This is a genomic window from Mycolicibacterium mageritense, assembly GCF_010727475.1.
In the GTDB taxonomy this organism is placed as follows: domain Bacteria; phylum Actinomycetota; class Actinomycetes; order Mycobacteriales; family Mycobacteriaceae; genus Mycobacterium; species Mycobacterium mageritense.
In genome coordinates, this window is the sequence record NZ_AP022567.1 from 4,127,264 (window position 1) to 4,150,450 (window position 23,187).

17 protein-coding genes and 1 pseudogene are annotated in these 23,187 nt (G+C 68.7%); 10 read left to right on the forward strand and 8 right to left on the reverse strand.

Annotation, left to right across the window (positions count from 1 at the left end):
- Window positions 1-142: 142 nt before the first annotated feature.
- The 3 genes from G6N67_RS19930 to G6N67_RS19940 all read left to right on the forward strand — a co-directional run bounded on the left by G6N67_RS19930 (window position 143) and on the right by G6N67_RS19940 (window position 2,084).
- Complete coding sequence (locus G6N67_RS19930) at window positions 143-418, forward strand: hypothetical protein (protein WP_036429376.1); 276 nt, start codon at window positions 143-145, stop codon at window positions 416-418.
- Window positions 415-975 carry a hypothetical protein gene (locus G6N67_RS19935; protein ID WP_036429375.1) on the forward strand — a complete coding sequence of 187 codons (561 nt, stop codon included), beginning with the start codon at window positions 415-417 and terminating at the stop codon, window positions 973-975. Before G6N67_RS19930 ends, G6N67_RS19935 begins: the two co-directional genes overlap by 4 nt.
- 224 nt (window positions 976-1,199) lie before the next feature.
- Window positions 1,200-2,084, forward strand: a complete 885-nt coding sequence (locus G6N67_RS19940; protein ID WP_036434524.1) for a cutinase family protein — start codon at window positions 1,200-1,202, stop codon at window positions 2,082-2,084.
- Window positions 2,085-2,108: 24 nt separating this feature from the next.
- Here the strand turns inward: G6N67_RS19940 and G6N67_RS19945 are convergent, their stop codons facing one another.
- On the reverse strand, window positions 2,109-3,941 hold the full coding sequence (locus G6N67_RS19945) for a DUF7159 family protein (protein ID WP_036429374.1): 1,833 nt from the start codon (window positions 3,939-3,941) through the stop codon (window positions 2,109-2,111).
- Between the two features lie 240 nt (window positions 3,942-4,181).
- On the opposite strand from G6N67_RS19945, the gene G6N67_RS19950 reads away from it, so the two are divergent.
- The 3 genes from G6N67_RS19950 to G6N67_RS19960 all read left to right on the forward strand — a co-directional run bounded on the left by G6N67_RS19950 (window position 4,182) and on the right by G6N67_RS19960 (window position 8,749).
- Entirely contained in the window at window positions 4,182-5,843 is a 1,662-nt protein-coding gene (locus G6N67_RS19950; RefSeq protein WP_036429373.1) for a DUF7937 domain-containing protein, read from the forward strand.
- Between the two features lie 81 nt (window positions 5,844-5,924).
- Window positions 5,925-6,971 (forward strand): AAA family ATPase, encoded by a 1,047-nt coding sequence (locus G6N67_RS19955; RefSeq protein ID WP_197747924.1) that lies wholly within the window; start codon window positions 5,925-5,927, stop codon window positions 6,969-6,971.
- Window positions 6,968-8,749, forward strand: coding sequence for a vWA domain-containing protein (locus G6N67_RS19960; protein ID WP_051578483.1), 1,782 nt, complete (start codon window positions 6,968-6,970; stop codon window positions 8,747-8,749). The genes G6N67_RS19955 and G6N67_RS19960 overlap by 4 nt, the downstream gene beginning before the upstream one ends.
- On the opposite strand, the gene G6N67_RS19965 is transcribed toward G6N67_RS19960, so the two are convergent.
- Window positions 8,742-9,635 (reverse strand): DMT family transporter, encoded by an 894-nt coding sequence (locus tag G6N67_RS19965; protein ID WP_036434519.1) that lies wholly within the window; start codon window positions 9,633-9,635, stop codon window positions 8,742-8,744. The genes G6N67_RS19960 and G6N67_RS19965 overlap by 8 nt on opposite strands.
- Window positions 9,636-9,680: 45 nt before the next feature.
- Entirely contained in the window at window positions 9,681-9,905 is a 225-nt protein-coding gene (locus tag G6N67_RS19970; RefSeq protein ID WP_036429371.1) for a hypothetical protein, read from the reverse strand.
- A 642-nt stretch (window positions 9,906-10,547) separates the two neighbouring features.
- Here G6N67_RS19970 and G6N67_RS19975 point away from each other — a divergent pair.
- Window positions 10,548-12,242, forward strand: a complete 1,695-nt coding sequence (locus tag G6N67_RS19975) for a TROVE domain-containing protein (protein ID WP_036429370.1) — start codon at window positions 10,548-10,550, stop codon at window positions 12,240-12,242.
- A gap of 445 nt (window positions 12,243-12,687) precedes the next feature.
- On the opposite strand, the gene G6N67_RS19980 is transcribed toward G6N67_RS19975, so the two are convergent.
- From G6N67_RS19980 to G6N67_RS19990, 3 genes and pseudogenes are all read right to left on the reverse strand, one after another.
- Window positions 12,688-13,014, reverse strand: coding sequence for a hypothetical protein (locus tag G6N67_RS19980; protein WP_051578482.1), 327 nt, complete (start codon window positions 13,012-13,014; stop codon window positions 12,688-12,690).
- A gap of 48 nt (window positions 13,015-13,062) precedes the next feature.
- Complete coding sequence (locus G6N67_RS19985) at window positions 13,063-15,018, reverse strand: DEAD/DEAH box helicase (protein ID WP_036429369.1); 1,956 nt, start codon at window positions 15,016-15,018, stop codon at window positions 13,063-13,065.
- Between the two features lie 68 nt (window positions 15,019-15,086).
- Window positions 15,087-15,311, reverse strand: a pseudogene (locus G6N67_RS19990) (LuxR C-terminal-related transcriptional regulator); the annotation flags it as partial.
- Between the two features lie 192 nt (window positions 15,312-15,503).
- Here G6N67_RS19990 and G6N67_RS19995 point away from each other — a divergent pair.
- Window positions 15,504-16,235, forward strand: a complete 732-nt coding sequence (locus G6N67_RS19995; protein WP_036429367.1) for an MSMEG_1198 family transcriptional regulator — start codon at window positions 15,504-15,506, stop codon at window positions 16,233-16,235.
- A gap of 23 nt (window positions 16,236-16,258) precedes the next feature.
- Here the strand turns inward: G6N67_RS19995 and G6N67_RS20000 are convergent, their stop codons facing one another.
- The gene (locus G6N67_RS20000; RefSeq protein WP_036429366.1) at window positions 16,259-18,634 is read right to left on the reverse strand and encodes a lysylphosphatidylglycerol synthase transmembrane domain-containing protein; all 2,376 of its coding nucleotides are present in this window, start codon (window positions 18,632-18,634) and stop codon (window positions 16,259-16,261) included.
- A gap of 189 nt (window positions 18,635-18,823) precedes the next feature.
- On the opposite strand from G6N67_RS20000, the gene G6N67_RS20005 reads away from it, so the two are divergent.
- Window positions 18,824-20,398 (forward strand): DUF4407 domain-containing protein, encoded by a 1,575-nt coding sequence (locus G6N67_RS20005; protein ID WP_081812416.1) that lies wholly within the window; start codon window positions 18,824-18,826, stop codon window positions 20,396-20,398.
- An 80-nt stretch (window positions 20,399-20,478) separates the two neighbouring features.
- Window positions 20,479-22,287, forward strand: coding sequence for a serine/threonine protein kinase StpK7 (gene stpK7 / locus G6N67_RS20010; RefSeq protein WP_036429365.1), 1,809 nt, complete (start codon window positions 20,479-20,481; stop codon window positions 22,285-22,287).
- 39 nt (window positions 22,288-22,326) lie between these two features.
- Here stpK7 and G6N67_RS20015 read toward each other — a convergent pair whose 3' ends face one another.
- Window positions 22,327-23,160 carry an NYN domain-containing protein gene (locus G6N67_RS20015; protein WP_036434513.1) on the reverse strand — a complete coding sequence of 278 codons (834 nt, stop codon included), beginning with the start codon at window positions 23,158-23,160 and terminating at the stop codon, window positions 22,327-22,329.
- Window positions 23,161-23,187: the final 27 nt, after the last annotated feature.

Genomic DNA, 23,187 nt, shown 5'->3' on the forward strand with positions numbered 1-23,187 from the left:
CCTGAGTGCTTTCGGGGGCGCATCAGCCACGAAACAAATCTGTCAGGTTCCGACACATTCCACCTTCGGTTGGGCGCGATGTCACACCGCGTGAGCCGTGCGATAACCTGCTCCGAGCGTGTTGGCCAGTTGGGGGATTGACATGGCAAACGATCTTGAAGTGGACGCGAGCGGCTTACGGCTTGCCGCTGCCGGCAGTGACGAGCTGGCCGCGGGTTTCGCTGCCGGCTCGGACGACGCCCTGTCCGGCAGCCGCCGAAGTAGTGCGGGCATCTCTGCACTGGATGTGGCGATCAACGCAGTGCGCGGTCACCAGTCCGTTCGGATTTCGGGGCAAGCGGGCGACATGTTGGTGGGCGCGGGGCGCTATGACGAAACGGACGGTGACGCGGCACGAGCCGTCACCGTGACCGTGTGAATGCAACCACCCCCAGTTCACCTGGGGGTCTGCCCACCCGCTCGGAGATCGAGAGCTGGGACACCTCAGACCTGGACAACGCGGCCACGCGATGGCGAGTGCTGGCCGCAGGGTCGGAGGAACTCTTCGCGCAGCACCGGCACAACATCACGGCGGCCGGTGGCACGGCCTGGACCGGTGACGCGAGGGACGCCGCGATCGATCGCGTCACCGCGGACATGGGTGTGGTCCGCAATCAGGGCGACATCCAGCGCGAGGCCGCCAACATCGCCGAGGACGGCAGCCGCGACATCCAGGCCGCCAAGCGCGACGTGCTCAATGCGATCGCCGACGCGGAAGCCGATGGGTTCCGCGTCGGTGAAGACCTCTCGGTGACCGACACCCGGCGCGCGGACCTCTCGACGATGGCTAAACGGCACACTGCCCGACAGGAACATGCCGAGGACATCCGCTGGAACGCCGAACGCCTGCTTCAAGCCGACGCCTACCTCGGTGAGCGTCTGCAAGCCAAGGCAGACGAGTTGGCGAGTGTCCGCTTCGCGGAAGACGGGACGTAGCCGGCCACAGCGTCAGCGGCTGACCCACGCCGCCAGTGTCCCGGCAAAGCCGCCCGCCCGGCATCCGCATCGGCATCGTGTCATTTGGCGCACGGCCGTCGATCATGGCGAATTCGCAACGTCCAGGAATTGCGTTGTTGAGGGTTTTCTCTGGAACTTGTGGAATCTCTATGCCTCTATATTCTCGCCGCGCGCGTAAGGAAATGCTGTGTCAGCATGAGTCGGTGCGTAAATCTGGTCTCGCCGGTTTGATCGCCGTCGCGGCAGCGGCAACGTCCGTGGTGCACAGCTCGGCCATCCCGGCCGCGCAGGCCGCCCCATGCCCGGACGCCGAGGTGATATTCGCCCGTGGCACCACCGAACTGCCGGGCGTCGGTCCCACCGGCGATGCGTTCGTCGAATCGCTGCGTTCGCAGATCAGCCCGAAATCGCTGAACGTGTACGCCGTCGATTACCCCGCCACCACCGATTTCCCGACCGCCGTGCAAGGAATTGCCGACGCACGCGCTCGCATTGTTTCCACGGCCACGAATTGTCCGCAGACCAAAATGGTGCTCGGCGGATTCTCGCAGGGCGCGGCGGTCATGGGCTTCGTCACCGCCAGCGTCGTCCCCGACGGAGTTTCGCCCGCGGATGTGCCTGCGCCCATGCCGCCGGAGATCGCCGACCACGTGGTGGCCGTGGCGCTGTTCGGCAAGCCGTCGACGCGGTTCATGAAGGTGCTCAACGATCCGCCGGTCGTGGTGGGCCCCGACTACGTCACCAAGTCCGTCGATCTGTGTGTCGACAACGACCTGGTGTGCGATCCGGCGGGCCGCAGTTTCGCGGCGCACAACACGTATTCGGAGGCCGGCCTCGTCACCCAGGGCGCGACATTCGTCGCGCAGAAACTGCAGGCCAGCTGGGCCACGGACGCTGCCCGCGCCGCCACACCGGGAGCGCCGACCCCGTCGCCGACCCCCACTCCGGCGCCGCTGTCCAGGCCGGTCGCCGTGGTGCAGCCGCCGGCCGAGCATGTGGGTTCACCGGCGCCGGTGCTGCCCGGGCCTGCGCCGCTTCCGGCTCCCGTCGCCCCCGCTGCGCCCCAGCCGGTCGCCCCGCTCGCCTGACGCCGCCCGCGTCTCAACCGACGATCAGGGGCTGACCGGAACCGTCGTCACCGGCGAGTCACCCGAACCCGATCCTGATCCCGAGCCACCGCTCGAGCTGCCACCGCTCGACGACTCGTAGCCGCCTGACGACGAACTCCCGCCCGACGGCACCTGCGGATACAGCGGCGCCGCCGGAGCCTCAGACACCGGCTCGTGGGCCGGCGCGGTGTAGACGGGCGCCGGTGCGGTGTAGGACGGCTCCTGCTGTTTCGGCGGCTCAGCGGGAATCACCGGCTCGGCCGAATGCGACGTCGGCACCGTCGTTGTGGTCGGCGGCACCGTCGTCGTCGGCACCGTCGTCGTGGTTGGCGGTGTCGTGGTCGTCGGCGGGGTTGTTGTCGTCGTCGGCGGTGTGGTCGTGGTCGTCGGAGGCGTCGTCGTGGTGATCGGTGGCGTGGTGGTGGTCGTGGGTGGCGTTGTCGGTGTCACCCACGGCGGTGTCCACGGCGGCGAGACGATGACCGGCGGAATCGGGATCGGAATGGGCACCGGTACGGGCGCAGGGATCGGCGCAGGCGGAACTTCGGGCGCGGGTGCCGGCACGGCAGGAGCAGGCGCGGCAGGCGGTGCCTGATTGACGGGTGGGGCCTGATTGACCGGTCGGTCGCCCGTGCCCGAGCGCACGTTCGGTGCTGCCGGTGCTGCGGGTGCCGCGGGCGGCGGTGTCAGCACCGAGACCGGCAGTGCGACCGGATCGGGCTCGTGCGGAACCGGGGGCAGGTAGCGGCCCGGCACGGTGTCCGACTGGGTGGCCGTCGCCGGCTGGGCGCTCACGTCAGCCGTCGGCCGGACCGTGATCGCGACTGTGACAGCCAGCGTCGCGAAGCTGATCACCAGGAACATCACCGCGCTGCCCATGAGCAGCATGCGTGGTGCGGGCGGGGCGATGGCTGTGGTGTAGGGGGCCTCGTCGTCCTGCTCGGGCACGAACTCGCCCAGCGGCTCGACCGGCATCTCGTCGACCCACGGTTCGGCGTCGGTTTCCTGCGAGTACGCGAGGTCCGGTCCGACTGCGCCCTCGGTGGCCGCAGTGCCCGCGGGAGCCATCTGCGTGGCGTCGGCTGAGGGAGCCATTTGCGTGGCGTCGGCCGCGGCGGGAGCCATCTGGGTCGCCTCGGCCGCCGGTGCCATCTGGGTGGCGTCGGCCGCCGCGGGTGCCATCTGGGTCGCCGCACCGGCCGGTGTGAAACCGGAATCGTCGGCGGTCTGCGCCGCACCGCGCGCGATCGCGTAGCCCGCGTCCGGCGGCACTTCGACCGATGCTGTCGAACGCAGTTCCGCGGCAACGGAATCAAGGTCGAGCCGTTGACCGACGAGCATCACCCGCAGGGGAGCGTCGGCTGCGGGCACCTGCTGCAGGACCGAAGCGCACGCCACTGCCGCTCCGGCGGCTCCGATCGGCACCGACGCCAGCGTCGACGTGGCTTCGTCGTCTTCGCCGACCACCGTCAGCGACACCGTGTCGTCATCGGCCAGCAACAGCGCCGCGTCCGCGCCGGCACTGCGCGCCAGCGCTGCGGCGGCCTCGGCCTCGGCCACCACCTCGACGTTCTGCACGCCCGCTCGCGTGACGGTCTGCCGCAGGGTGTCGGCGGTCGAAAGGTCGGGCAGGCACAGGCGCGTCGCGGCGACCCGGTTGCCCGATTCGGTCACCTCGCGATAGGTGCCGACGATGGTGTCGGCCAGTTCGGTCAGCCCGTCGTCGGACAGGTCGAGGGCGTACTGGTCCAGCACTTGACCGCCACTCGAAGGCGACCCGATCATCGCCAGTCGCGCCACCCGTCCGGTGACCGCCACCCCGAGGACTACGTCCACGGTTCCTCTCCTTGTCTCACGCATGTTTTCCGCGTCGTGACGGCTCTCGTCCGGCGCGCTTCAATTGCCTCCCCGACGCACCGAGCGCTGCGTGTTTTCGACGCTTCCAAGCTACCGCACAGCTTTGTCGCGCCTCGGTGATCGAGAGCACCTGCGGTGTGCGCTGCTTGTGCGTGGGGGCAAAAGTGAGCACGCTGGTTGAATCGCCTTGCGACGGCACTCATAGAAGGGAATCGGTACGTGAGCGACCAGCGTTACGACGCGCCCGCCACCGTGCAGGTGGCGACGACGGCTGCGCCAGTGGTGGCGCGGTCCCCGCGCGTCGGCTATGTGCCCACCCGCACCAATCGGGTGCGCGACGGGCTTGCGGTCGCGCTCCTGCTCCTGGCGCTGCTGGTGCCGTGGAACATCGAATTCGGGGTCGGGGTGCCGGCCAGTGACGGGTCGATGTTCGGTGCGCTGGGGGTTGTGACCTTGCTGGCCGTGGCGGCCGCGCTCGCGCCGCACCTCGGCCCGTTCCGGCTCGCCGCGCCGTCTCCCGATGTCCGGCGCACCAGCCGGGTGCGGCTCGTGTTGAGCGTCGCCTACCTGGTGGTCGTGATCGTCTTCGTGGGCTATCACGTGGTGCAGACGGTCCGCAACGGTGGGACCGGCGCGGTGCCACCAGGCGTCGGGCCGGGCATGCTGCTGGGCGTCGCGGGCGCATTGCTGGCCGCGCAGCCGCCCCTCACGTCGATCACGATCGAAGACAACAAGTTTCGCCGCTGGTACGCGGTGGCGCGAGTGATCGGGTTCCTCTCGATCGCACTGGCCACGCTGTCGGTGGCGTTCAACCTGTACTGGCGGCTGCGGTATCTCTTCGTGACGCAGGTGGACTTCGGCGGTCACGACATCGCCGTCATCGTCAGCACCCTGCTCTACGGCGCCGAGGCGATGATCGCGCTCGTCATCGCGTCGCGCTGGCTCACCGAGAGGACCGCCGCGGCCCGGCTGGCCACCACCGCGATCGGTATCTCGGGGGCGATCGCCGCCACGCTGGTGTGGATCGCAGGCATCGGCCGCGACATCGATGCGTTCCACGGCATCGCGCAGAACACCTCGACCGCCGCTGTGGGCTACGAGGGCTATCTCGCGTGGGCCGCGGCCGCCGCGATCGTCGCACCGACGACGCTGTACGCCGTATTCCTCATCAAACCGCCGACCATCGGGGCGTATCGCGGTGCCGCGCAGAAATGCTTGACGCTCATCGCGTTCTGGGCCTTCGCGGCGGCCGCGCTGCGTGTCGTCGACTACCTGATCGCCCTGTCGCTCGACCTGCCGCGGGCGCTGTACGACAGCGTCGCGATGGCGGTGTTCAGCTTCGCCACGGGTTACATCGCACGGTGGCTGCACCGCCAACTCGGCAAAGGCGTGACGTCGGTGACCGTGACCGCGGCGTTCAGTGCGGTGTTGTTCGTGTTCACGGTCGCCGATTTGGCCATCGGCGTGGCGCTGGCGCCCCGCTACGCCGCACCGGCGCCCGCCGCGATCTACGGCAACAACCTGGCCCAGCAGATCACCAGCACCTTCGACGTCGTCGTGGGTGTGCTGAGCCTCGTCGTGCTGGCCGTCATGCTGTTCACCGGCCCGCTGGCGGGCTATCTGGTGCGCAGGGACACCCGCGCCAACCCGGCGCCCCCGGCGCCGCCTGCGGCCACCGAGGAGATCTCCGCGCCGCCGACCATCGTGCGCCAGCCGCAAGCCGCTGCCGTACCGAGAATCGTTCGGCTCAAAGAGGATTCGACCCGGGTGTTGGCCGCCCCGCCGACCACTGAGCTTCAGACGCCGACGACGACTCTGCGGATCCAGCGTCGCCCGTCACAGCCGCCGTCGACACCTGAGACCCCGCCCGCGGAGCGTTAATCGCTTGCAGGCCCGGCCCGTTGCGGGCAAAGTGTCATCGACACTTCGGGGGAGATCGAGTTAGTGGAATCGTCGTTCACTGTGACGCCGGCGCAGCTGCCGGAGATATTGCTGCATGTCGCGGTGGTGCGGCCGGTGTTCCTGTGGGGTGCGCCGGGCATCGGCAAGTCGAGTCTCGTGCAGAAGTTCGCCGAGTCGTTGGGCTTGGAGTGCGTCACGATGATCGGCACCCAGTTGGCTCCCGAGGATCTGATCGGGGTGCCGCAGATCGTCGACGGCCGGTCCCGGTTCTGCCCACCGGAATCCATTGCGCGGGATGAGCCTTACTGCCTGTTCCTCGACGAACTCAACGCCGCGAGTGCCGATGTGCAGAAGGCGTTCTACTCGTTGATCCTGGACCGCCGGATCGGTAATTACGAACTGCCGGATGGCAGCATCGTCATCGGTGCGGGCAACCGCGCGGCCGACAACGCGCTCGCGCGACCGATGGCCAGCGCGTTGGCCAACCGGCTCGTGCACGTGCACTTGAGGGCCAGCACCACCGATTGGCTGCAGTGGGCCGTACAGTCGGCGATCCACCCGTGGGTCATCGACTATCTGACCGAGCGGCCGGACCACCTGTGGTCGGCGGCTCCCAAGATCGAGGCCCCGTTCTCCACGCCCCGCTCCTGGCACATGCTGTCCGATGCGCTGCACTCGTGGGGCCCGGACATCGCGCCGGAAGTGCTGCAGGTACTGGCCCACGGCACCTTGACGGCCAATCACGCAGGCAATTTCTGCGGGTGGGCCAAGATCGTGCGCAATCAGTACGGCATCGAGGCGATCCTCAAGGGCGACGCGGGCTGGCCGCGGCGCCCCGAAGACCGAGACCTGTTGTACTACCTCGCCGATGCGCTGCGGGCTCGGCTGGTCAAGGAGCTGCCCGCCAGTCGAGACCACGGTTCGGCGGCTGCGCAGCAATTGGCGTTCAAGGCAAAAGGACTCATCGTCGAGCTGGCCGAGCTCTCGCTCGAGATCGCTCAGGCGGTCCTGGCGGCCGGTGATGATGCCGACCGTGGTGACCTGCCGCCGTGGTTCCTGGTCGAGGTGGCCCGCGACGTGCCACGCTTGGCCCAAGCCCGCCAATGAGTCGCAAGGCGAAAAAGCCGCACCCGCCGAGCAACCTCGACATCGCAGGTCAGGTGCTGCGGGCACATCCGGCGTTCCGCAGGCTCATGCGGGAACCGACCGCGGCCGGGCCGAACACCCTGCAGTTGTCGTCGACCGACTTCGCCGTGGTGAGCGCATCCGGGTTGCTGTACGTCAACACCGAGCGGCGGCTGGAGCCCGCCGAATGGCAGTGGGTGCTGGCCCACGCTCTGCTGCATCTCGGTCTCGGGCACGCCCACTGCGCTACTGAGCGTCAGCCTCCGCTTCCGGACGCCGTGACCGTCGCAGTCGCCTGCGTCGAAGTCAACCGGTTCCTCGAAGGGTTGGACATCGGTCGTCCGCCGATGTTGCTGCCCGAGATGCCACGTGACGACCGGGGCGTGCTGGAACGGCGGTGGCGTCGCGACGGCGTGCCCGACGAGTTTCGCGGGATCGGCACGACTGCCGTGGGTTCCGACTTCCGGCACACGCAGTGCACGCACCACCATGGGCACCATCCCGGTTGGGAACACGTCTTCGCCGCAGGCCTGGCCGACGCGGTGACGCACGCCGTGGACGTCGCGGGCGGCGCCGACGCTGAGTCCGGGCTGCGCCGACAGGTGTGGGACCGCGCACTGAGCTGGTTCGTCTCGTCGTACCCGTTGCTCGGGGGCATCGCGTCGGGCATGCGGATCGTGGCCGACAGCGCTGTGGCGCGCAGCGCGGAGATCAGCGTCGCCGCAGTCGATCCGGGGCTGGGGGAGATCTACATCAACCCGCACGTTGCACTCGACGAGGACGAATGGCGGTTCGTGCTGGCTCACGAGATGCTGCACGCCGCGCTGCGGCACACCGACCGCATCGGCCGCCGTGACCCCTACCTGTTCAACGTCGCCTGCGACTACGTGATCAACGGGTGGTTGATCGAGATGCAGGTAGGGGCGATGCCGGCCGGAGCGTTGCACGACGCCGCACTGGCCGGGCTCACTGCGGAGGAGGTCTACGACCGCATTGTCACCGACCTGCGCCGGTTACGCCGCCTGGCCACCATGGGCGGCAAGGGCAAACCCGACATGCTGCCGCACTCGCTGCCCGGACGGATCAACGACGGCACCGGCCTCGACGAGTTCTATCGCCGCGCCCTGCTGACCGGATTCGATTACCAGACCGGCCTGGGCCGGGGGTTGCTGCCCGCCGGGCTGGTCGAGGAGATCAAGGCGCTGCTGCAACCTCCACTGCCGTGGGACGCCAAGCTCGCGCAGTGGTTCGAGGAGTTCGTTCCCGCAGCCCAGCCAATTCACAGTTATGCCAGGCCATCTCGACGCCAGACCGCCAGCCCCGACATCCCCCGGCCCGGCCGGTATCTGCCCGGTGAGCTCGCGGCACGTGCCACGTTCGGCGTCGTGCTCGACACTTCCGCATCGATGGACCGCCGTCTGCTCGGAAAAGCGCTCGGCGCCATCGCCTCCTACGCGGCGAGCCGCGATGTCGTCGCCGCCAGAGTCGTCTACTGTGACGCCGCACCTTACGACGCCGGTTACCTGTCACCCGATGATCTCGCCGGGCGCGTGCGGTTGTCCGGGCGCGGCGGCACGGTGCTGCAGCCCGCAATCACGCTGCTGGAGAACGCAGAAGACTTCCCGGCGGCCGCGCCGGTGCTCGTCATCACCGATGGTTGGTGTGACCCGCTGCGCATCCGCAGGGAGCATGCATACCTCGTTCCCCAAGGTGCCCAGCTGCCGTTCCAGCCGCGTGGCCCGGTGTTCGTGTTCAAGTAGGCCGCGCCGTGATCAGGTAGGCACTGCCAAGGATCAGGACACACCCCGTCACCTGCAACGCCGACGGGATCTGGCCGAGGACCACCGCGGCCAGCACGAGCGCGGCGACCGGTGTCAACAACAGCAGCGCCGAGCCGACTTCCACTCGGAGCAACGGGCTGCCCAGCGCGACGAGCAACCAGCCCAATACCTGCCCGCAGATCGCCGTCAGCACAAGCCATCCCGCCGGACCCCAGCCGGGTGCGAGCGTGACGCCACCCCACAGCGCGCCGCCGAGCACGGCCGCGCCCGCGGCGGACACCATGATGGTGACGTACGACTGGACCGGCGGCCGGTCCGGCCCGCCGCGTCGGAGCAGGAACAGGAACACCGAATAGCACAGTGCCGCCAACGCCGAATGCACGGTTCCGGCGACGGGTGCCGTCCCGGTCACCCCGGTCTCGAAGACGCCGCCGGTGAGCACCGTGCCGAGCACCACTACCGGCAACAGTGAAACGAACCGAGCGCTCAGCGGCTCGCGGTCGATCACCCGCGCGAGCAGCGGCACCATCACCACCTGCGTGTTTACCAGCACGGCGGACAGCCCGACACCCACCTCGTAGATCGCCTGGGTCCACAACAGCGCGTCGGCCGCGAACAGCACTCCGGCGCCTGCCGCCCACCCGTGTTGACGAGCGGTCGGTGCGCCGCGGCGGCGTCGTTCGGCCAGCGCGAGCGGAACCAGCAAGGGCAGGGCGAACACACACCGGAAGAACGATGCCGTGCCAGGCGACGTGGCCGACAACGCCACGAACAATCCCGACGTCGACACCCCGAGCGCGCCCACCGCTGTGGCCGTGACAGGTCGGTCCGCCAGCGCGGACAATCCTCGGCTGACGTGGGCCATCACCGCCCGATCGTAGGAACCAGGCGGCGGGCCTCGCATCGAATTTTAGGACTTGCGACCGACCACCAGGTACGCCGCGGGAAGCACGCCCGAGGTGCTCAGCACGCCGAGAGCGCTGCCCCACAGCCACTTTGGTCCGTTGACCTGATCGGCATCACGGCCCGCGAGGTCGCGCAGGGCCCAGGCGCGCAGCCCGGCGTCCACCGCGGCCAGGCCGACGATCGTTGCCTTGGCGGTGGGGGACAGGTCGTTCCAGCGATTCTTGGCCACTGCTGACTTCCTTTCGTTCGGATGTATCTCTTTCACGGTAGCGGCCGTCGGGCGCGCGAAAATCAGTCGCGAACCGGGTGGTGTCCGCGTACCGTACTGCGGGCCTGGTGATGTGGGCCGATGTTGATCGGTTACCACTGTTACTGGAGAGGTCGCGGGTTCGAATCCTGCCCGCCCTACCTGGGGCGGTAGCTCAGTCTGGTAGAGCTCTTTACTTCCGGTTGGCGTTCACACGCTCACATCACTTGGCGCACAGTTTCTTTGCCGCCATCGTCCGTCCTCTCGAACAGTGCTCCGATAATTCGCTGGCCTTCCGGCATTTGCGCGCGTACTGTTCTGCGAGGCCGGTGATGTGAGCCGGATGTTGATCGGTTACCACTACGGATGGAGAGGTCGCGGGTTCGAATCCCGCCCGCCCTCGGGCGGTAGCTCAGTGGCAGAGCGCTTTTTCCGGTCGATGCTTCACACGCCCACATCGCTTGGCCCACAACTACATTGCCGCGGGCCGGAAGTCGGTCGGTTATCTGGTGTATTTCAAAGGTTCGATTCCCTTGCGCAGCAGTCTCGCCTGCTGCGAGTCCGGTTGACGCCTCACACGCTCGCGGCTGACCCGTAAAGCTCGACAACGAAAGGAGTAGCCCCATGGACATTCTGAAGACGATCAACGTGCGCTGGACGCCACAGTCGCGTGCCGCGAAGCCGGAGCAGGTGCGCAATGCCGCTGGTGGCTACACCTTTTCGGTCGATGACTGGGCCCGGGTGCACCGTTTCCTCACCCTGGGTACCGATGGAGGCACCTACTACACGGGCGACCGCGAGCTGACCCGGGACAACGCCGACGTCGTGCTGCGGGCCGCCGCGGCCGACCCGGTTGGCCTGGTGAACCGCATCGTCGAGGTGTCGGAGGCCGGCCGGGCGCCCAAGGCCAACCCGGCCCTGTTCGCGCTGGCGATCGCGGCCTCTGCCGAGGACGTCGACGGCCGGCGGGCGGCGCTGGCTGCGCTGCCGCGGGTGGCGCGCACCGGAACCCATCTGTTCCTGTTCGCCGGTTACGTCGAGCAGTTCCGCGGGTGGGGCCCGACGCTGCGTCGCGCGGTCGGTGCGTGGTACACCGATCGGCCTGTCGATCAGCTGGCCTACCAGCTGGTGAAGTACCGGCAGCGTGGTGGCTGGAGCCACCGTGACCTGTTGCGGCTGGCCAGCCCGGGCGGGATCGTCGATCCGGCCCGTCGGATGGCGGTCAACTGGGCCGTGGGCAAGGGTCTCGGTGACTACGCCGAGGCGCCCGTGCGGTTGACCGGTGCCGAGCTCAAGGCGGGACGGCGCAGCGCTGTTCGGCCGGTGCTCCAGACCGAGGTCGTGCCCGGCGAGTTGGCCATCATCGCTGACTTCGAGGCCGCGCAGGCGGCGTCGACGGCAGCGGAGTGGGTCGGCATCGTCGAGCGGGGCAACGGTGTGCCGTGGGAGATGCTGCCCGACGCGGCGCTGGCCGAGCCGGCGGTGTGGGAGGCGCTCATCGCCCGCGGGATGCCGCAGACGGCGCTGATGCGTCAGCTGCCGCGGCTGACCCGGCTCGGGCTGCTGTCCGGCGCGGTCGGCGAGACCGTGGCGGCGCAGCTGGCCGACGCCGATCGGCTGTCGCGGGCCCGAGTGCACCCCGTGAACGTCCTTGTGGCGCAGCGTACCTACGCTTCCGGGCAGGGTGCGCGGGGCCAGGGCTCGTGGACGCCCGTCGCGCGGATCTCCGATGCGCTCGACGCCGCGTTCTACGCGGCCTACGGCGCGGTGCGGCCGGCAGGCAAGCGGACACTGCTGGCACTCGACATCTCGGGTTCGATGGGAATGCGCGTGTCGGGCCTGCCGGTGACGTGCCGGGAGGCGTCGGCGGCGCTGGCCATGGTGACCGCGGCCACCGAGCCGCAGCACCGCATCATCGGGTTCACCGCGGGCAGCCGGGGTTACCCGGACACTGCGGTGACCGAGCTGGATATCAGCCCGCGGCGTCGACTCGACGACGTGTGCCGGTACACGGCCGGGTTGCCGATGGGTGCGACGGACTGCGCGCTGCCGATGGTCTGGGCGCGCAAGCACCGGGTGAAGGTGGACACGTTCCACATCTACACCGACAACGAGACCTGGTACGGAGACATCCATCCGCAACAGGCGCTGGAGCGGTACCGCCAGAAGATGGGAATCGACGCGCGGCTCGTGGTGGTGGCAATGACCGCGACCGGCAACTCGATCGCCGATCCGGCTGACCCGCGCCAGCTCGACATCTCCGGGTTCGACTCGGCGGTGCCGACGCTGCTCGCGGATTTCTCGCGCGGCGACATCTAGCGGAGTCGGGGGTGACGGCCTTGGGGTCGTCACCCCCGATCTCGATGCAGTACTTGTGCCACTGGTGTCACGCCTGTCACCGCGGGGGTCGTGGCGTCGTTCTGCCCGGCTGTTAGCGACAATGTCGCAGAACGCGCCTCGTGGGCCACTTGAACCGCATGCGGCGCACACGAAACATCCCACCAGCCCGACGAGCCTCAGAAGTCGTGCTGTTGCTCATGTGTCCCGTGCCTGGCTGTCCGCGACTTTGTCGCGCTAAAGCGGGCAGTTAGATTTCTGAGGCTGGAGTTACGTGGGTGCGCCAGTGCGTCTGGAGTGTCTGTTGCCAATAGGTTGATGGGCTTGGAGATACGGGTGTGGCGGTTTCTGCGACTTTGTCGCTAACAGCCGGGCACAACGACACCATCCTCGGAAGCTGTGACTGGTGAGACCAACCGGGCGGTTCCTATTCCGAAACCACGAAGACGAACAGCGCGATCGTGAGCAGTGTGTAGACCGGCACGCTCACCAGGAATGCCCTGAGCCACAGTCGGCGGGGAAAGATCAGCGGCACGAGCAAGCTCAGCACGAGGCCGATCGGGATGGACAGGATCGACCCGAAGACGATGCCATAGCCGTGGACGTCACCGCTGTTCGGATTGAATCGGCTGTCCAGCACCATTCCCACCGTGAACAGATAGGCCGTCGCGCACGCGGACGCGAACACCCCGGCCACGATGCGGATGGCCAGATCGACTTCCGAGCGCTGGTTGGCCGGCGGCAACGGGTACATGGATCAAGGATGCCAGCGGTCGCGGGTGCGCCGGCCCACAGATTTCGGCTACCGCCGCAACCGTTCCTGCTCGGCTCGCACCAGCTCGTCCTGATGCGGCGGCGCGGCGTCTTTGTCTACCGAAAGCCTGCGCAGCGGCTCGTCGATGCTGCCCCTGGCCAGCAGTCGGTACACCCGCACGGTGTGCAGCTCGCTGATCCGCTGGGTGCGCCCGATGACCTGTCGTTCGGTGCGTGGCCGCCAGTGTGGTTCGGCGACGATCACGACGAGCGCGGCCGACAGCCGGTGCAGATCAAGGGGGCCGGCGTCGATGTGGGCGAGCAGGGTGGCCTGGCCAGGGTGGGTGGCGAATTCGTCGACCAGCGCCTGGCGGTCCGGAACGGTTTCGTCGAGCGGTCCGAAGATGCTGCCGGACAGCGCTTTCCGAATCACCGCGAGTACCGGGGCAAACTGCGAGAACACCACGACCTTGGCACCGTTGATGTGGGCCTCGGCGGTGAGCTCGATCAGGCGGTCGAGTTTCGCGGCGGGCTCGGGTGAACCCGACGGCCACGCCCCCTGCCGGATCGCGGTGAAGTTCCCGCTGCCGACCGCGCGCCGGTAGCGTTCCCGATCGGTACCGGCGAACCGCACCCATTCGTCCGTCGAGACCCGTAGTGGCAGTTCGTCGACGACGTCGCGGTAATCCCGGCGCAGGTACACCCGGTCCACCGCGCGGCGGAACGCGATGGAACCGCGTGATCCGGCGTTCGGGGCGACCTTGCCTGCGACGTCGGGTTGCAGGAAGTCGACGAGGTTGCGGAAGCCGTCGATCCGGTTGTGCATCGGCACACCGGACAGGAACACGACGCGATCCTCCGACGTCAGCACGTTGCGCACGGCCCTGGCGCGGTCGGACTTCGGGTCGCGCAGCAGGTGCGCCTCGTCGACGATCACCAGGTTCGGCCGTTCGGGCAGCTTGACGCGCTGCAGCGTGGTGAACGTGACAATCGCCAAGCCGCCGTTGACTTTCCACTCGGCAAGCCGGGCCTCGCGTTGACTCCCGCGGATCTCGATGGGGGTGAGCGCGGTGTGCTTGGTGGCCTCCTCGGCCCAGTGGATGCTCAGGTTCGCCGGGCAGACCACCAGGATGTGACGCTGCTTGTCGGCTGCGGCCAGGTGGGCCGCGACCGCGAGCGCCTGCACGGTTTTGCCCAGGCCCAGTTCGTCGCACAGCAGAACCCGCTGCCGGGTCAGGGCGTACTGCGCGCCGAACAGTTGGTAGCCGCGCAATTGCGTGCGCAGCAGCGAACGGTCGAGGTTGGTCTGCTCTGCCTCCGCCGCGACGTCGGCGCCGACGAAGCCATGTTCGGCATCGACATCGGTTGTACCTGACGCGAATTCGTTCAGTAGCCGGTCGATGGGTGCGGGGTCGGACCGGTAGGTGGCCCATACGTCGGATTCGGCGCTGCGGGCCTCCTCGATGCGGTCGATCAGCTCGATGACCTTGTCGGCGGCGGGATCCGGCTCCGCAGCCACTTGCGGTTCGCGCGTGTGACGCGGTCCGGTGCCGCGGATCCGCACCCGGGGCAGTTGGCGGCGCAACTGCTTGACCGGTGCGTCGACACGGGCGAGAGCGAGCAGGTTGGTCAGCAGCGCGGTGTCGCGTTCGGGATCCAGCCGTGGGTGCACCCTGGAGCGGAAGTGGTCGGCCTGAGCCTGGGCGGCGGCCTGTACGGCCTGCGCCGTCGCGATGTCGACCCCGGGCACCTGCGTGAGGATGCGGGCGGGCACGGTGTGGATCTCGGCGACGGTGCGAAACTGCGAGTTGGCCAGCCCGCCGATGCGGGCTCCCGGGGCCAGGTACGGACGCAGGCTGTCGATCGGTGCCGACTGCAAGGCCCGCGACACCAAGTCGTCGGCGCCGGTGCGGATCTGGGCGGCGACTTCCACGCGGAGTTTGCCGATGTCCGCGAGAATGCCCTCGGCTCGGCGGATCAGGTCGGTGGGGTCGGCGCGATCCATGGCTTCCTATCTTCGCACCTCACCGCGACCTGCGAAGCGCTGACTTCGGCAGCGACGGCTGGCGACGGCTACAAGTCGTCGACGTGGATCAAACCGTCCTGGAGCGCGCGGGCGACCAGAGCGGCCTTGGTCGGTGCGGGGCGTCCGACCGCCGCGTACTTTGCCCGCACGCGCTGCAGGTGCGTGCGCACGGTGGTCGGGGCGATGTGCAGCGCCCGGGCCACACCGTCCTTGCTGTCGGTGCGGAACCATGCGATGAGGACTTCCTTCTCGCGCGGCGCCAGCTCCGGCCGTGGCTTCGCGCCAGTGCCTGAACCGTCCATTGCGCCCCCTCCTGACGTGCGCGCAAATTTTCTGGGGTTATCGTCCGATCGGAGGACAGCCGAGTCAGGTGTGCTCCTCACCTGATTCGGTCAGGAGTGGTTTTCTGAACGGCTTGCAATGAATTCGTCGGCAAGATCATGCCTGATATCGGAGTATTAGCTATGGATCGCGGCCTGCGCATTCTGGTTGCGTCCCCACTGGGACGCATCGTCGCGCCGTCAGTGGCTGCCGCGTTTCCGGCGTGGGAGATCGACGTCGCCGAGGATCGCGAGTCCGTGCGCCGCCAGGTCATCGGCCGGGTGCGGTTCGATGTCGTGATCGCCGATCTGGTGTGGAACAACCCGGAACTGGAGTTCACGTTCGACGGCCTCGACGTGATCGACGTGTTGCACGAGGCAAATCGGCTGGCGCCGGTGATCCTTGCGCGGCAGGGCCATTCCATGGAACTCGATCTGCTCGACGAGGCGCGCTTGCGGCCCGAAGTGGTGTCGGTGTTCCACAAGTCGGCGGGTACCGGCGAGCTGCCTGCGTTGATCCGGGACGCCGCCGTCGGGAAGTCCCACCCCACTCCGCCGGCGTCCCGCAAGCCTCCGCTGTACGAGTTGTTCCGGGGACGCAAGGGACAGACGGCAGGACGCATGGCCGGTGCCATCGCCGCGGGCCGAGCTTCCGACAGTGCCACGTTGGCCACGGCCGCCGGCGTTGGCGTCAACACCGCAACCAAGGTGGCGACGCACTATCTGGGTCCGATCATCCGGCAGCGCGGCGAGCATGACCCGACGGTGCCGTTGACCCTGCCCGCGGTCTATCGGTGGTGTGGTCTGCACGCCCGCTATCTCGTGAGCTGGTGCCGGCGCAACGGCCATGTCGAAGTGCTGGGGTTCGGTCGCTGACCTCAGTTAGGGGAGGCCGAGAGTCAGATCATCTCGTTCTCGGTGAGCCACCGCATCACGGGCCAGCCGATGAACACCGGCAGCCAGCACGTCAGCACGCGGTAGAGCAGCACTGCGGGCACGCCGATCGCGGCGGGTACGCCGAACGCCGCCAGACCACCGATCAGTGCGGCCTCCACCGCGCCGACACCGCCGGGCGTGGGAGCGGCCGAGGCCAGCGTGCCGCCGATCATGGTCACCACGGTGACGGTGACGAACGAGGTGTCGCCGCCGAACGCCTCGACACTGGCCCACAGGGCCAGGGCCGCACCGAGAGTCGTGCCCGCCGCGCCCAACACGATCAGCCCGAGCCGCTTGGGTTCGCGGGCCAGCTTGATCAGATCGCTGGTGACCTCTTTGAGCTTGGGTCGGATCGCCGACGCGAGCCAGCGCCGCAATTTGGGCACCGCCAGAAACGCCCCGACGAGTCCCAGTGCGACACCGGCGATCAGATAGAGCACCGTGGCGTCCGGCACGAAGTGCGACAGGTCCGCCGACGCGCCCGCGACGGTGCTGAAGAAGATCAGCAGCGCCACGTGGACGATCACCTGAACCGACTGCTGCAGCGCGACCGCCGCGGTCGCGCGCATGGTGCTCAGCCCGCCCTTCTGCAGGAATCGCGTGCTCAACGCGAGACCACCGACGCCTGCCGGGGTGGTGGTCGCGGCAAAGGTGTTGGCCACCTGCATGATCGCGAGGTTGCGGAAGCTCACCAGTCCGTCGGCGCATGCCCACAGGGCCGCGGCCGCACCGACGTACGTCAGCGCCGAAACGGTCAGGCCGAGCAGCGCCCACCACCAGTTGGCGGTGCGCAGCTCGGAGAAGAACGTCGGCACCGTGCTGATGAACGGGTAGGCGACGTAGACGAGGGCCACGAGCAGCACCAGCTGGATGATCTGGGTGCGGGTGAACCGCGTGATGGTCTCGGCCTGGATCTGGTCGGCCCCGGTCTGGTGCATCACCTCGTCGCGGGCCTGGGCGAGTACTTCTTTGGGTTGGTCCACGGCATCGCGGACGCGCCCGGGCACCGCGGATTTGGTGAGCCTGCGCGACGCCGTCAGCACGGTGTCGCGCCCGAACGCAGCGATGGCCGCGCTCACCGCCGATGGCGCGTCGTAGAGCGCCGTGGTGGTGACCAATAGCTGCGCGATGTCGGACTGCAGCTGCGCGTCGGTGGCCCCGTACTCGGCATTGCCGAACCCGCCGAACAACACCGCGCCGTCGTCGACGGTGATCTCCTTGGCGCGCAGATCGCCGTGCGCGATCTGGTGGTCGTGCAGTGTGCGCAGTGCTCGCCACACGCGGCCGACGGTGGCCTCGTCGGTGCAGGAGTCCAGTGGGGCACCGCGTTTCGGGTTGTGCGCATAGAGGGTCCAGCCGCGGTCGAGCGCGGCCACCGACATGGTCGAGGTGCTCGCGAGCCCGAGGTCGCCGATCGCGATGGCCATCAGCGCGCGGTGCTCGACGGCCCGGCGCATCGAAGTCTGCAGGGGAGCGGTCTCGTCGGTGCGGAACCGGAGCTTGCGCCACACCTGGCGGACCGCGCCGCCGCTGCGCTGATTGGGCCCGTACAGCTCGACCACCGCGGTGGCGTCGGGATCGTGTGATTCGGCGGTGAGCAACAGCGGTCCCGCGCCTGCCGGGCGCACGACCGTCAGCGCCGACACCGCGAAACCGCGCCGCGCCATGGCGCGCAGCGCGCCGTCGAGCGGAACCTCCAGCGCCGGGGTGCCGACGACCCACACGATCAACGCGCCCACGAACCACCCGACCGCGAGACCCAGAAGTGAGCGGGCCGGGACGACGGCGCTGACGACCAGATGGATCGGCACGAACGCCAGCAGCAGCGTCCACCACCACCGGCGCAGGCGCCGCGACAACCATGGGCCCGACACCGTGAGCACCGCGGCGAGCATCGCGATCCACCGGGGATCGTCGAGGAACTGCGACAGCTGGGTGTCGAGCCGGTCGTTGAGGTCGAAATGCCATTGCGGCGCCGCGACACCGTTGCCGGTGATCGACAGCGACAGGATCGCGATGAGCCCGGCCGCGGCGTACGCGCCGAGCAGTTTCCACTGCCGCGACAGGATCAGGCTGACCAGGATCACGAACGGCAACGCCAGGATCGCGATGCCGTACGCGAGGTACACCAGATTGGATTGGGTCGGCGTCAGCACGCCGACGATCTCGGAGATCGACCGCTCCAGCGCGACCCACTCGTAGCGGGTGATCAGCGAGCTGGTGATGACCGTCGCGAGGAACACCGCGGCCAGCGCCAGCCTCAGGATGTCGTTGGTGCGCCGGGTCAGTGGCTGCAGCAGGCTGCCGGTGACGGTGATGTCCCGTCCGTCAACGCGCATGCTCCCCCTTTCGCCGGCTCGCGACCAAGGTAACCGGCCCGCCCGGCGATATCGGGCATTGGCCGCGATCCTGCGGTGCCGTTTGCCCGCGGAGCGCGCTCAGGGGCGCTGTGAGAGGATTCCGGCATTGGCAGCCGGCGTGAGGGATTCCGCTTGGCGCGCCCCAACACCGAACCATTGGAGCCCGTGATGCGTGCCGGTCGAAAACCTGAACCCCTTGTCGTTGCGGTGCTGCTGCTCGGCGGCGTGCTCGCTGCGGCAGCCGCGATCCTGGCGCTGTCCGGTGCGACGCGGTGGCCGCCGGTGGCGGTCGTGGCCGCGGGCGTCGTCTTCGGGGCGTTGTTCGCAGTCGCGAGTTGGGCCGTGGCCGGCGGCCGTTCGGCCGTGGTGGGCCGCGTCGCGGTCGCGGTTGTCGTCGGTGTGATGGCGGGCGAACTCGCGGCGGTGTCGGTGTTCGGCGGCTCGGTCGATCAGGTGCTCACCGAGCAGGCGTCGACCGCACCGGCCGTCGTCGCGGCTACGGCCGAACTGGATGCGGCGCGCCAGGCCCGCACGGGCCTCGATGATGCCGTCGCGCAGGCCAACCGGCACCGCGACGAGGCGCTCGTGGTGGCCCGCTGCGAATTCAACCCGTCGGCCGACTGCCCGCGGGTCCGCATCACCGGGGTGCCCGGTGCGGGGCCCGAAACCCGGACCGCGAACGAGTTTCTCGGCGATGCGCAGCGCCAACTGGACACCGCGGTGGCCGAGCGTGACAGCCGAGCCGCCGCGCTCGACGCTCAGGTCGCCGCGCACGAGCAGGCAGTCGCGCAGGCCCGCGCGGCCGCGCTCGACGGTGGCCTCGGTGCGCGCTGGGTCGCGATGAACTCCTACACGCTCGGGCATCCTGGCGCGATGGCGCTGCGGCTGCTGGTGGTCGGGTTCTTCGTGCTGCTGAGTGGGTTGCCGTTGGCGTTGCGCCGCTGGCGGGGTGCGACGACTCCCGAGCGCGCCGACGACGCGCAGGCCGAGCAGGAACGTGCCGAGCTCGAAGCCGACACCGCGATCGCCGTCAAGCGTGCCGAGGTGCGCGCGACCATCGAAGAGATGTGGGCCGAGCAGGAGCTCACGAGTGCCCGCCTGGCGGTCGAGGCGCAGAACGAGATCGACCGGGAACAGCAGCGTCGCCGTGTCGCGGAGGCCTTGGATGCGCCGGTCGAGCCGTTACGGCTGCAGCGTCCCGAGCCCGTCATGTCGGCGCGGCCGGAACCGATCGAGGCCGCGGTGCTGCCGGAACCCGACGTCTACCTGCCGATCGCGGCCGAGGCCGAGGCGGCCAGCCTGGCCTTGACGGCCGCCGAACGCGACAACCTGCCCGTCAAGGCCGAACCGCAGCGCGGCACCGGTATCCCTGGCCTCCCCGCGATCCCGGCCATCCCGGACGTCACCAAGGCCGTCACGAAGGCCGTGACCAACGGCCCGGTGCGGTGGATCAAGCCGTTTGTGCCGCCGATCGTCGCGGGGGCCATCGACAATGCGACGAAGCCGTTGCGGCAGGTGTTCGTGGAGACCGAAACCGAGGAGATCCACGTGACCGTCAAGCGCACGCACAAGGTCACGGTCGAATCCGAGGGCAGTGCCGAGGCCGCCCCGCAGCAACCCTCTGAACCGGCGCCGGTACCCAGCGGCCGCGTCCAATCCTGGCGTGGGCCAGCACTGACCGACGACGTCGCCGAGGAGCTGCGCCGAGCGGACGGACCCCGGCAATTACTGTCGGGTGAGTAAGTCCCTCGCGACACATTCGCGGTCGGTGATGTAACTTCGATCGACACATCGACGCGGGGGGCCCGCCGAGAGGGACAACGGTGGACGCGACACCCTTTGGCCATTATCAGCTCAGGAAGCTGATCGGCCGGGGCGGCATGGGCGAGGTCTATCAGGCCTTCGACACCCTGACCGACCGCATCGTCGCGCTCAAGGTACTGCCGCCGCACCTGGCGCAGGACACCACGTTCCAGGAACGGTTCAAGCGCGAATCCCACGCCGCGGCGGGCGTCAACGATCCGCATGTGGTGCCGATCCACGGCTACGGCGAAATCGACGGCAGGCTCTATCTCGACATGCGGCTCATCGAGGGCCGCAACCTGGGGACCATGCTGTCCAACGCCGTGCGGCCGTTGGCGCCGGCGTTCGTGGTCAACATGATCGAGCAGGTGGGTATGGCGCTCGACGCCGCGCACCACGCCGGCCTGATCCACCGCGACGTCAAACCGTCCAACATCCTGATCACCGACCAGGACTTCGTGTACCTCATCGATTTCGGCCTGGCGCGCACGGCAGGCGAGGCCGGCATGACGACCGCGGGCAGCACGCTCGGGACGCTGGCCTACATGGCGCCGGAACGTTTCGAATCCGGCACGGTCGATCCGCGCTCGGACATCTACGCGCTGACGTGTGTGCTCTATGAATGTCTCACGGGCGCGCGGCCGTATCCCGTCGACAGCCTCGAGCAGCAGATCGCCGGGCACATGGTGTCGCCGCCGCCGAAGCCGTCGGACACCGATCCGCGGTTGGCCGCTTTCGACGCGGTCATCGCCAAGGGCATGGCGAAGAAGCCGGCCAAGCGGTACCAGACCGGTGCCGAGTTGGCCGCCGCGGCGCGCTCCGCGCTCAACGCGCCGGTGCGCGGCGCGGGGTCCGGCCGGCATTCGGCCCAACGTGTGCGGACCCGGCCCGCGGTGCGGTTGCCGAGGCGTGCGCTCGCGATCGCCGGGGCGACGGTGTTGGTGGCCGTGGTGTGCGCCGTGGGGGTGTGGCAGCTGCGCGGTTCGTCGGGTACCGAGAGCGCGCCCAGCCTGGCCGACAGCTCGTCGACCACGGGACCGGTCGAGGCGCCGCTGGGCGCCGTGCCCGAGATCGCGGCCACCGTGCCGCCCGAGATCCGCGACGCCGGGCGGCTCGTGATCGGCGTGAACGTGCCCTATGCCCCCAACGAGTTCAAGAATTCGTCGGGCGAGATCGTCGGCTTCGACGTGGATCTGATGAAGGCCGTCGCACGCACGCTCGGATTGGTACCGGATTTTCGCGAGACCGGTTTCGACGCCATCCTGCCCTCGGTGAGCGACGGGAAGTTCGATGTGGGGATGTCGTCGCTGACCGACACCCGCGTCCGCGAGGAGACGGTCGACTTCGTCACCTACTTCCAGGCGGGCACGCTGTGGGCCCAGCGGACGGGGTCGTCGGTTGACCCGGACGCCGCATGCGGGTTGCGCGTCGGCGTGGCCTACGGCGTCATCCAGGAGACCGAGGAGATCCCGGCCAAGAGTGACGCGTGTGTGGCGGCCGGGCTGCCGGCCATCGAAAAGGTCGTGCGGACGCACCAGGACGAGGTGACGGCCGCGCTGGTCGCCGGTGAGGTCGACGCGATGTCGGCGGATTCGCCGGTCACCGGATTCGCGATCAAGCTCAGCGGCGGGGCGCTGGAGCCGGCCGGCGAGGTGTTTGCCTCCGCGCCGTACGGCTGGCCGGTCGCGAAAGGCTCGGCCTTGGCGGAATCGCTGCGCCAGGCGTTGGAGCACGTGATGACCACCGGTGAGTACCGCACCATCGCCACCATGTGGGGCGTCGAGAAAGGCATGATCACCCAGCCGGTGATCAACGGCGCTTTCCGCTAGAGCGCGTGCGGCCGCCGATGGTCTTGTCCGGTGATCCGCTCAGCGCAACCGCACCATGCGGGTCGTCGAGCTCTCGTCCAGCTCGACGAGGTCGGTGCGGGAGCGCAGGAAGTCGCTGAAAGACCGGAAACCCAAAGCTTTTTCGCTGAACGACGGGTCCATTCGTTTCATCTGCGCCTTGACCGCAGAATTGTGCAGCCACTCCACATCGTCCTTCTCCAGGCCCATCTGCAGGGCACGTGTCAGCAGCGCGGTGGCCTCGGCCTGTGGATCCGGTTCGGCGTTCTTGCGGCCGCGTCTGGGCGCCTTGGGTTCCGGAGCCGGTTCGGTGGTGGGGACGCCGGGCAGCGAGTCGTAGATGACGAACTCGTCGCACGCGGCCGCGAGCGCACGGCTCGATGAGCCCGCGACCCCGATGCCCACGACGTAGCGGCCCAGGCGTTTGCAGCGCTGCGCGAGCGGAATGTAGTCGGAATCTCCCGCCACGATCACCACGTGGGTGAGGTCGGGCAGCCGGAACATGTCCTCGACCGCGTCGACGGCCAACCGGATGTCGGCGCCGTTCTTGCCGTAGGCCGCGGCCGGGAAAAGCTGGACCAGGTCGACCGCGCGGCCCACCAGTTGCTGGCGGTATCCGGCGTTGACGTCGGCCGACCAGTCCGCGTACGCCCGGGTGAGTACGAGCGTGCCGAACGAGGACGCGAAGTCAAGGATCGCGCCGACGTCGACGGTGGACCGGGCCAGCCGGTCCTCGTCGAGCCCCTTGGCCTTGTCCCGCTGGAAGGAGTTGCGTCCGTTGACCTGGTCGTAGCGTGAGATGACGATGTTGTCGAAGTCCAGGTAGACCGCGACGCGGGTGGCGGGTTCGGTCATGTGTCGAGTCTGGCCCATGCACGCGGC

Excerpts from the sequence above, each read along its gene's own strand:
- G6N67_RS19930 (WP_036429376.1), top strand. The coding sequence starts at position 143 with ATGGCAAACGATCTTGAAGTGGACGCGAGCGGCTTACGGCTTGCCGCT.
- G6N67_RS19960 (WP_051578483.1), top strand. The coding sequence starts at position 6,968 with ATGAGTCGCAAGGCGAAAAAGCCGCACCCGCCGAGCAACCTCGACATC.
- G6N67_RS19965 (WP_036434519.1), bottom strand. The coding sequence starts at position 9,635 with ATGGCCCACGTCAGCCGAGGATTGTCCGCGCTGGCGGACCGACCTGTC.
- G6N67_RS19975 (WP_036429370.1), top strand. The coding sequence starts at position 10,548 with ATGGACATTCTGAAGACGATCAACGTGCGCTGGACGCCACAGTCGCGT.
- G6N67_RS19980 (WP_051578482.1), bottom strand. The coding sequence starts at position 13,014 with ATGTACCCGTTGCCGCCGGCCAACCAGCGCTCGGAAGTCGATCTGGCC.
- G6N67_RS19985 (WP_036429369.1), bottom strand. The coding sequence starts at position 15,018 with ATGGATCGCGCCGACCCCACCGACCTGATCCGCCGAGCCGAGGGCATT.
- G6N67_RS19995 (WP_036429367.1), top strand. The coding sequence starts at position 15,504 with ATGGATCGCGGCCTGCGCATTCTGGTTGCGTCCCCACTGGGACGCATC.
- G6N67_RS20000 (WP_036429366.1), bottom strand. The coding sequence starts at position 18,634 with ATGCGCGTTGACGGACGGGACATCACCGTCACCGGCAGCCTGCTGCAG.
- G6N67_RS20005 (WP_081812416.1), top strand. The coding sequence starts at position 18,824 with ATGCGTGCCGGTCGAAAACCTGAACCCCTTGTCGTTGCGGTGCTGCTG.
- G6N67_RS20015 (WP_036434513.1), bottom strand. The coding sequence starts at position 23,160 with ATGACCGAACCCGCCACCCGCGTCGCGGTCTACCTGGACTTCGACAAC.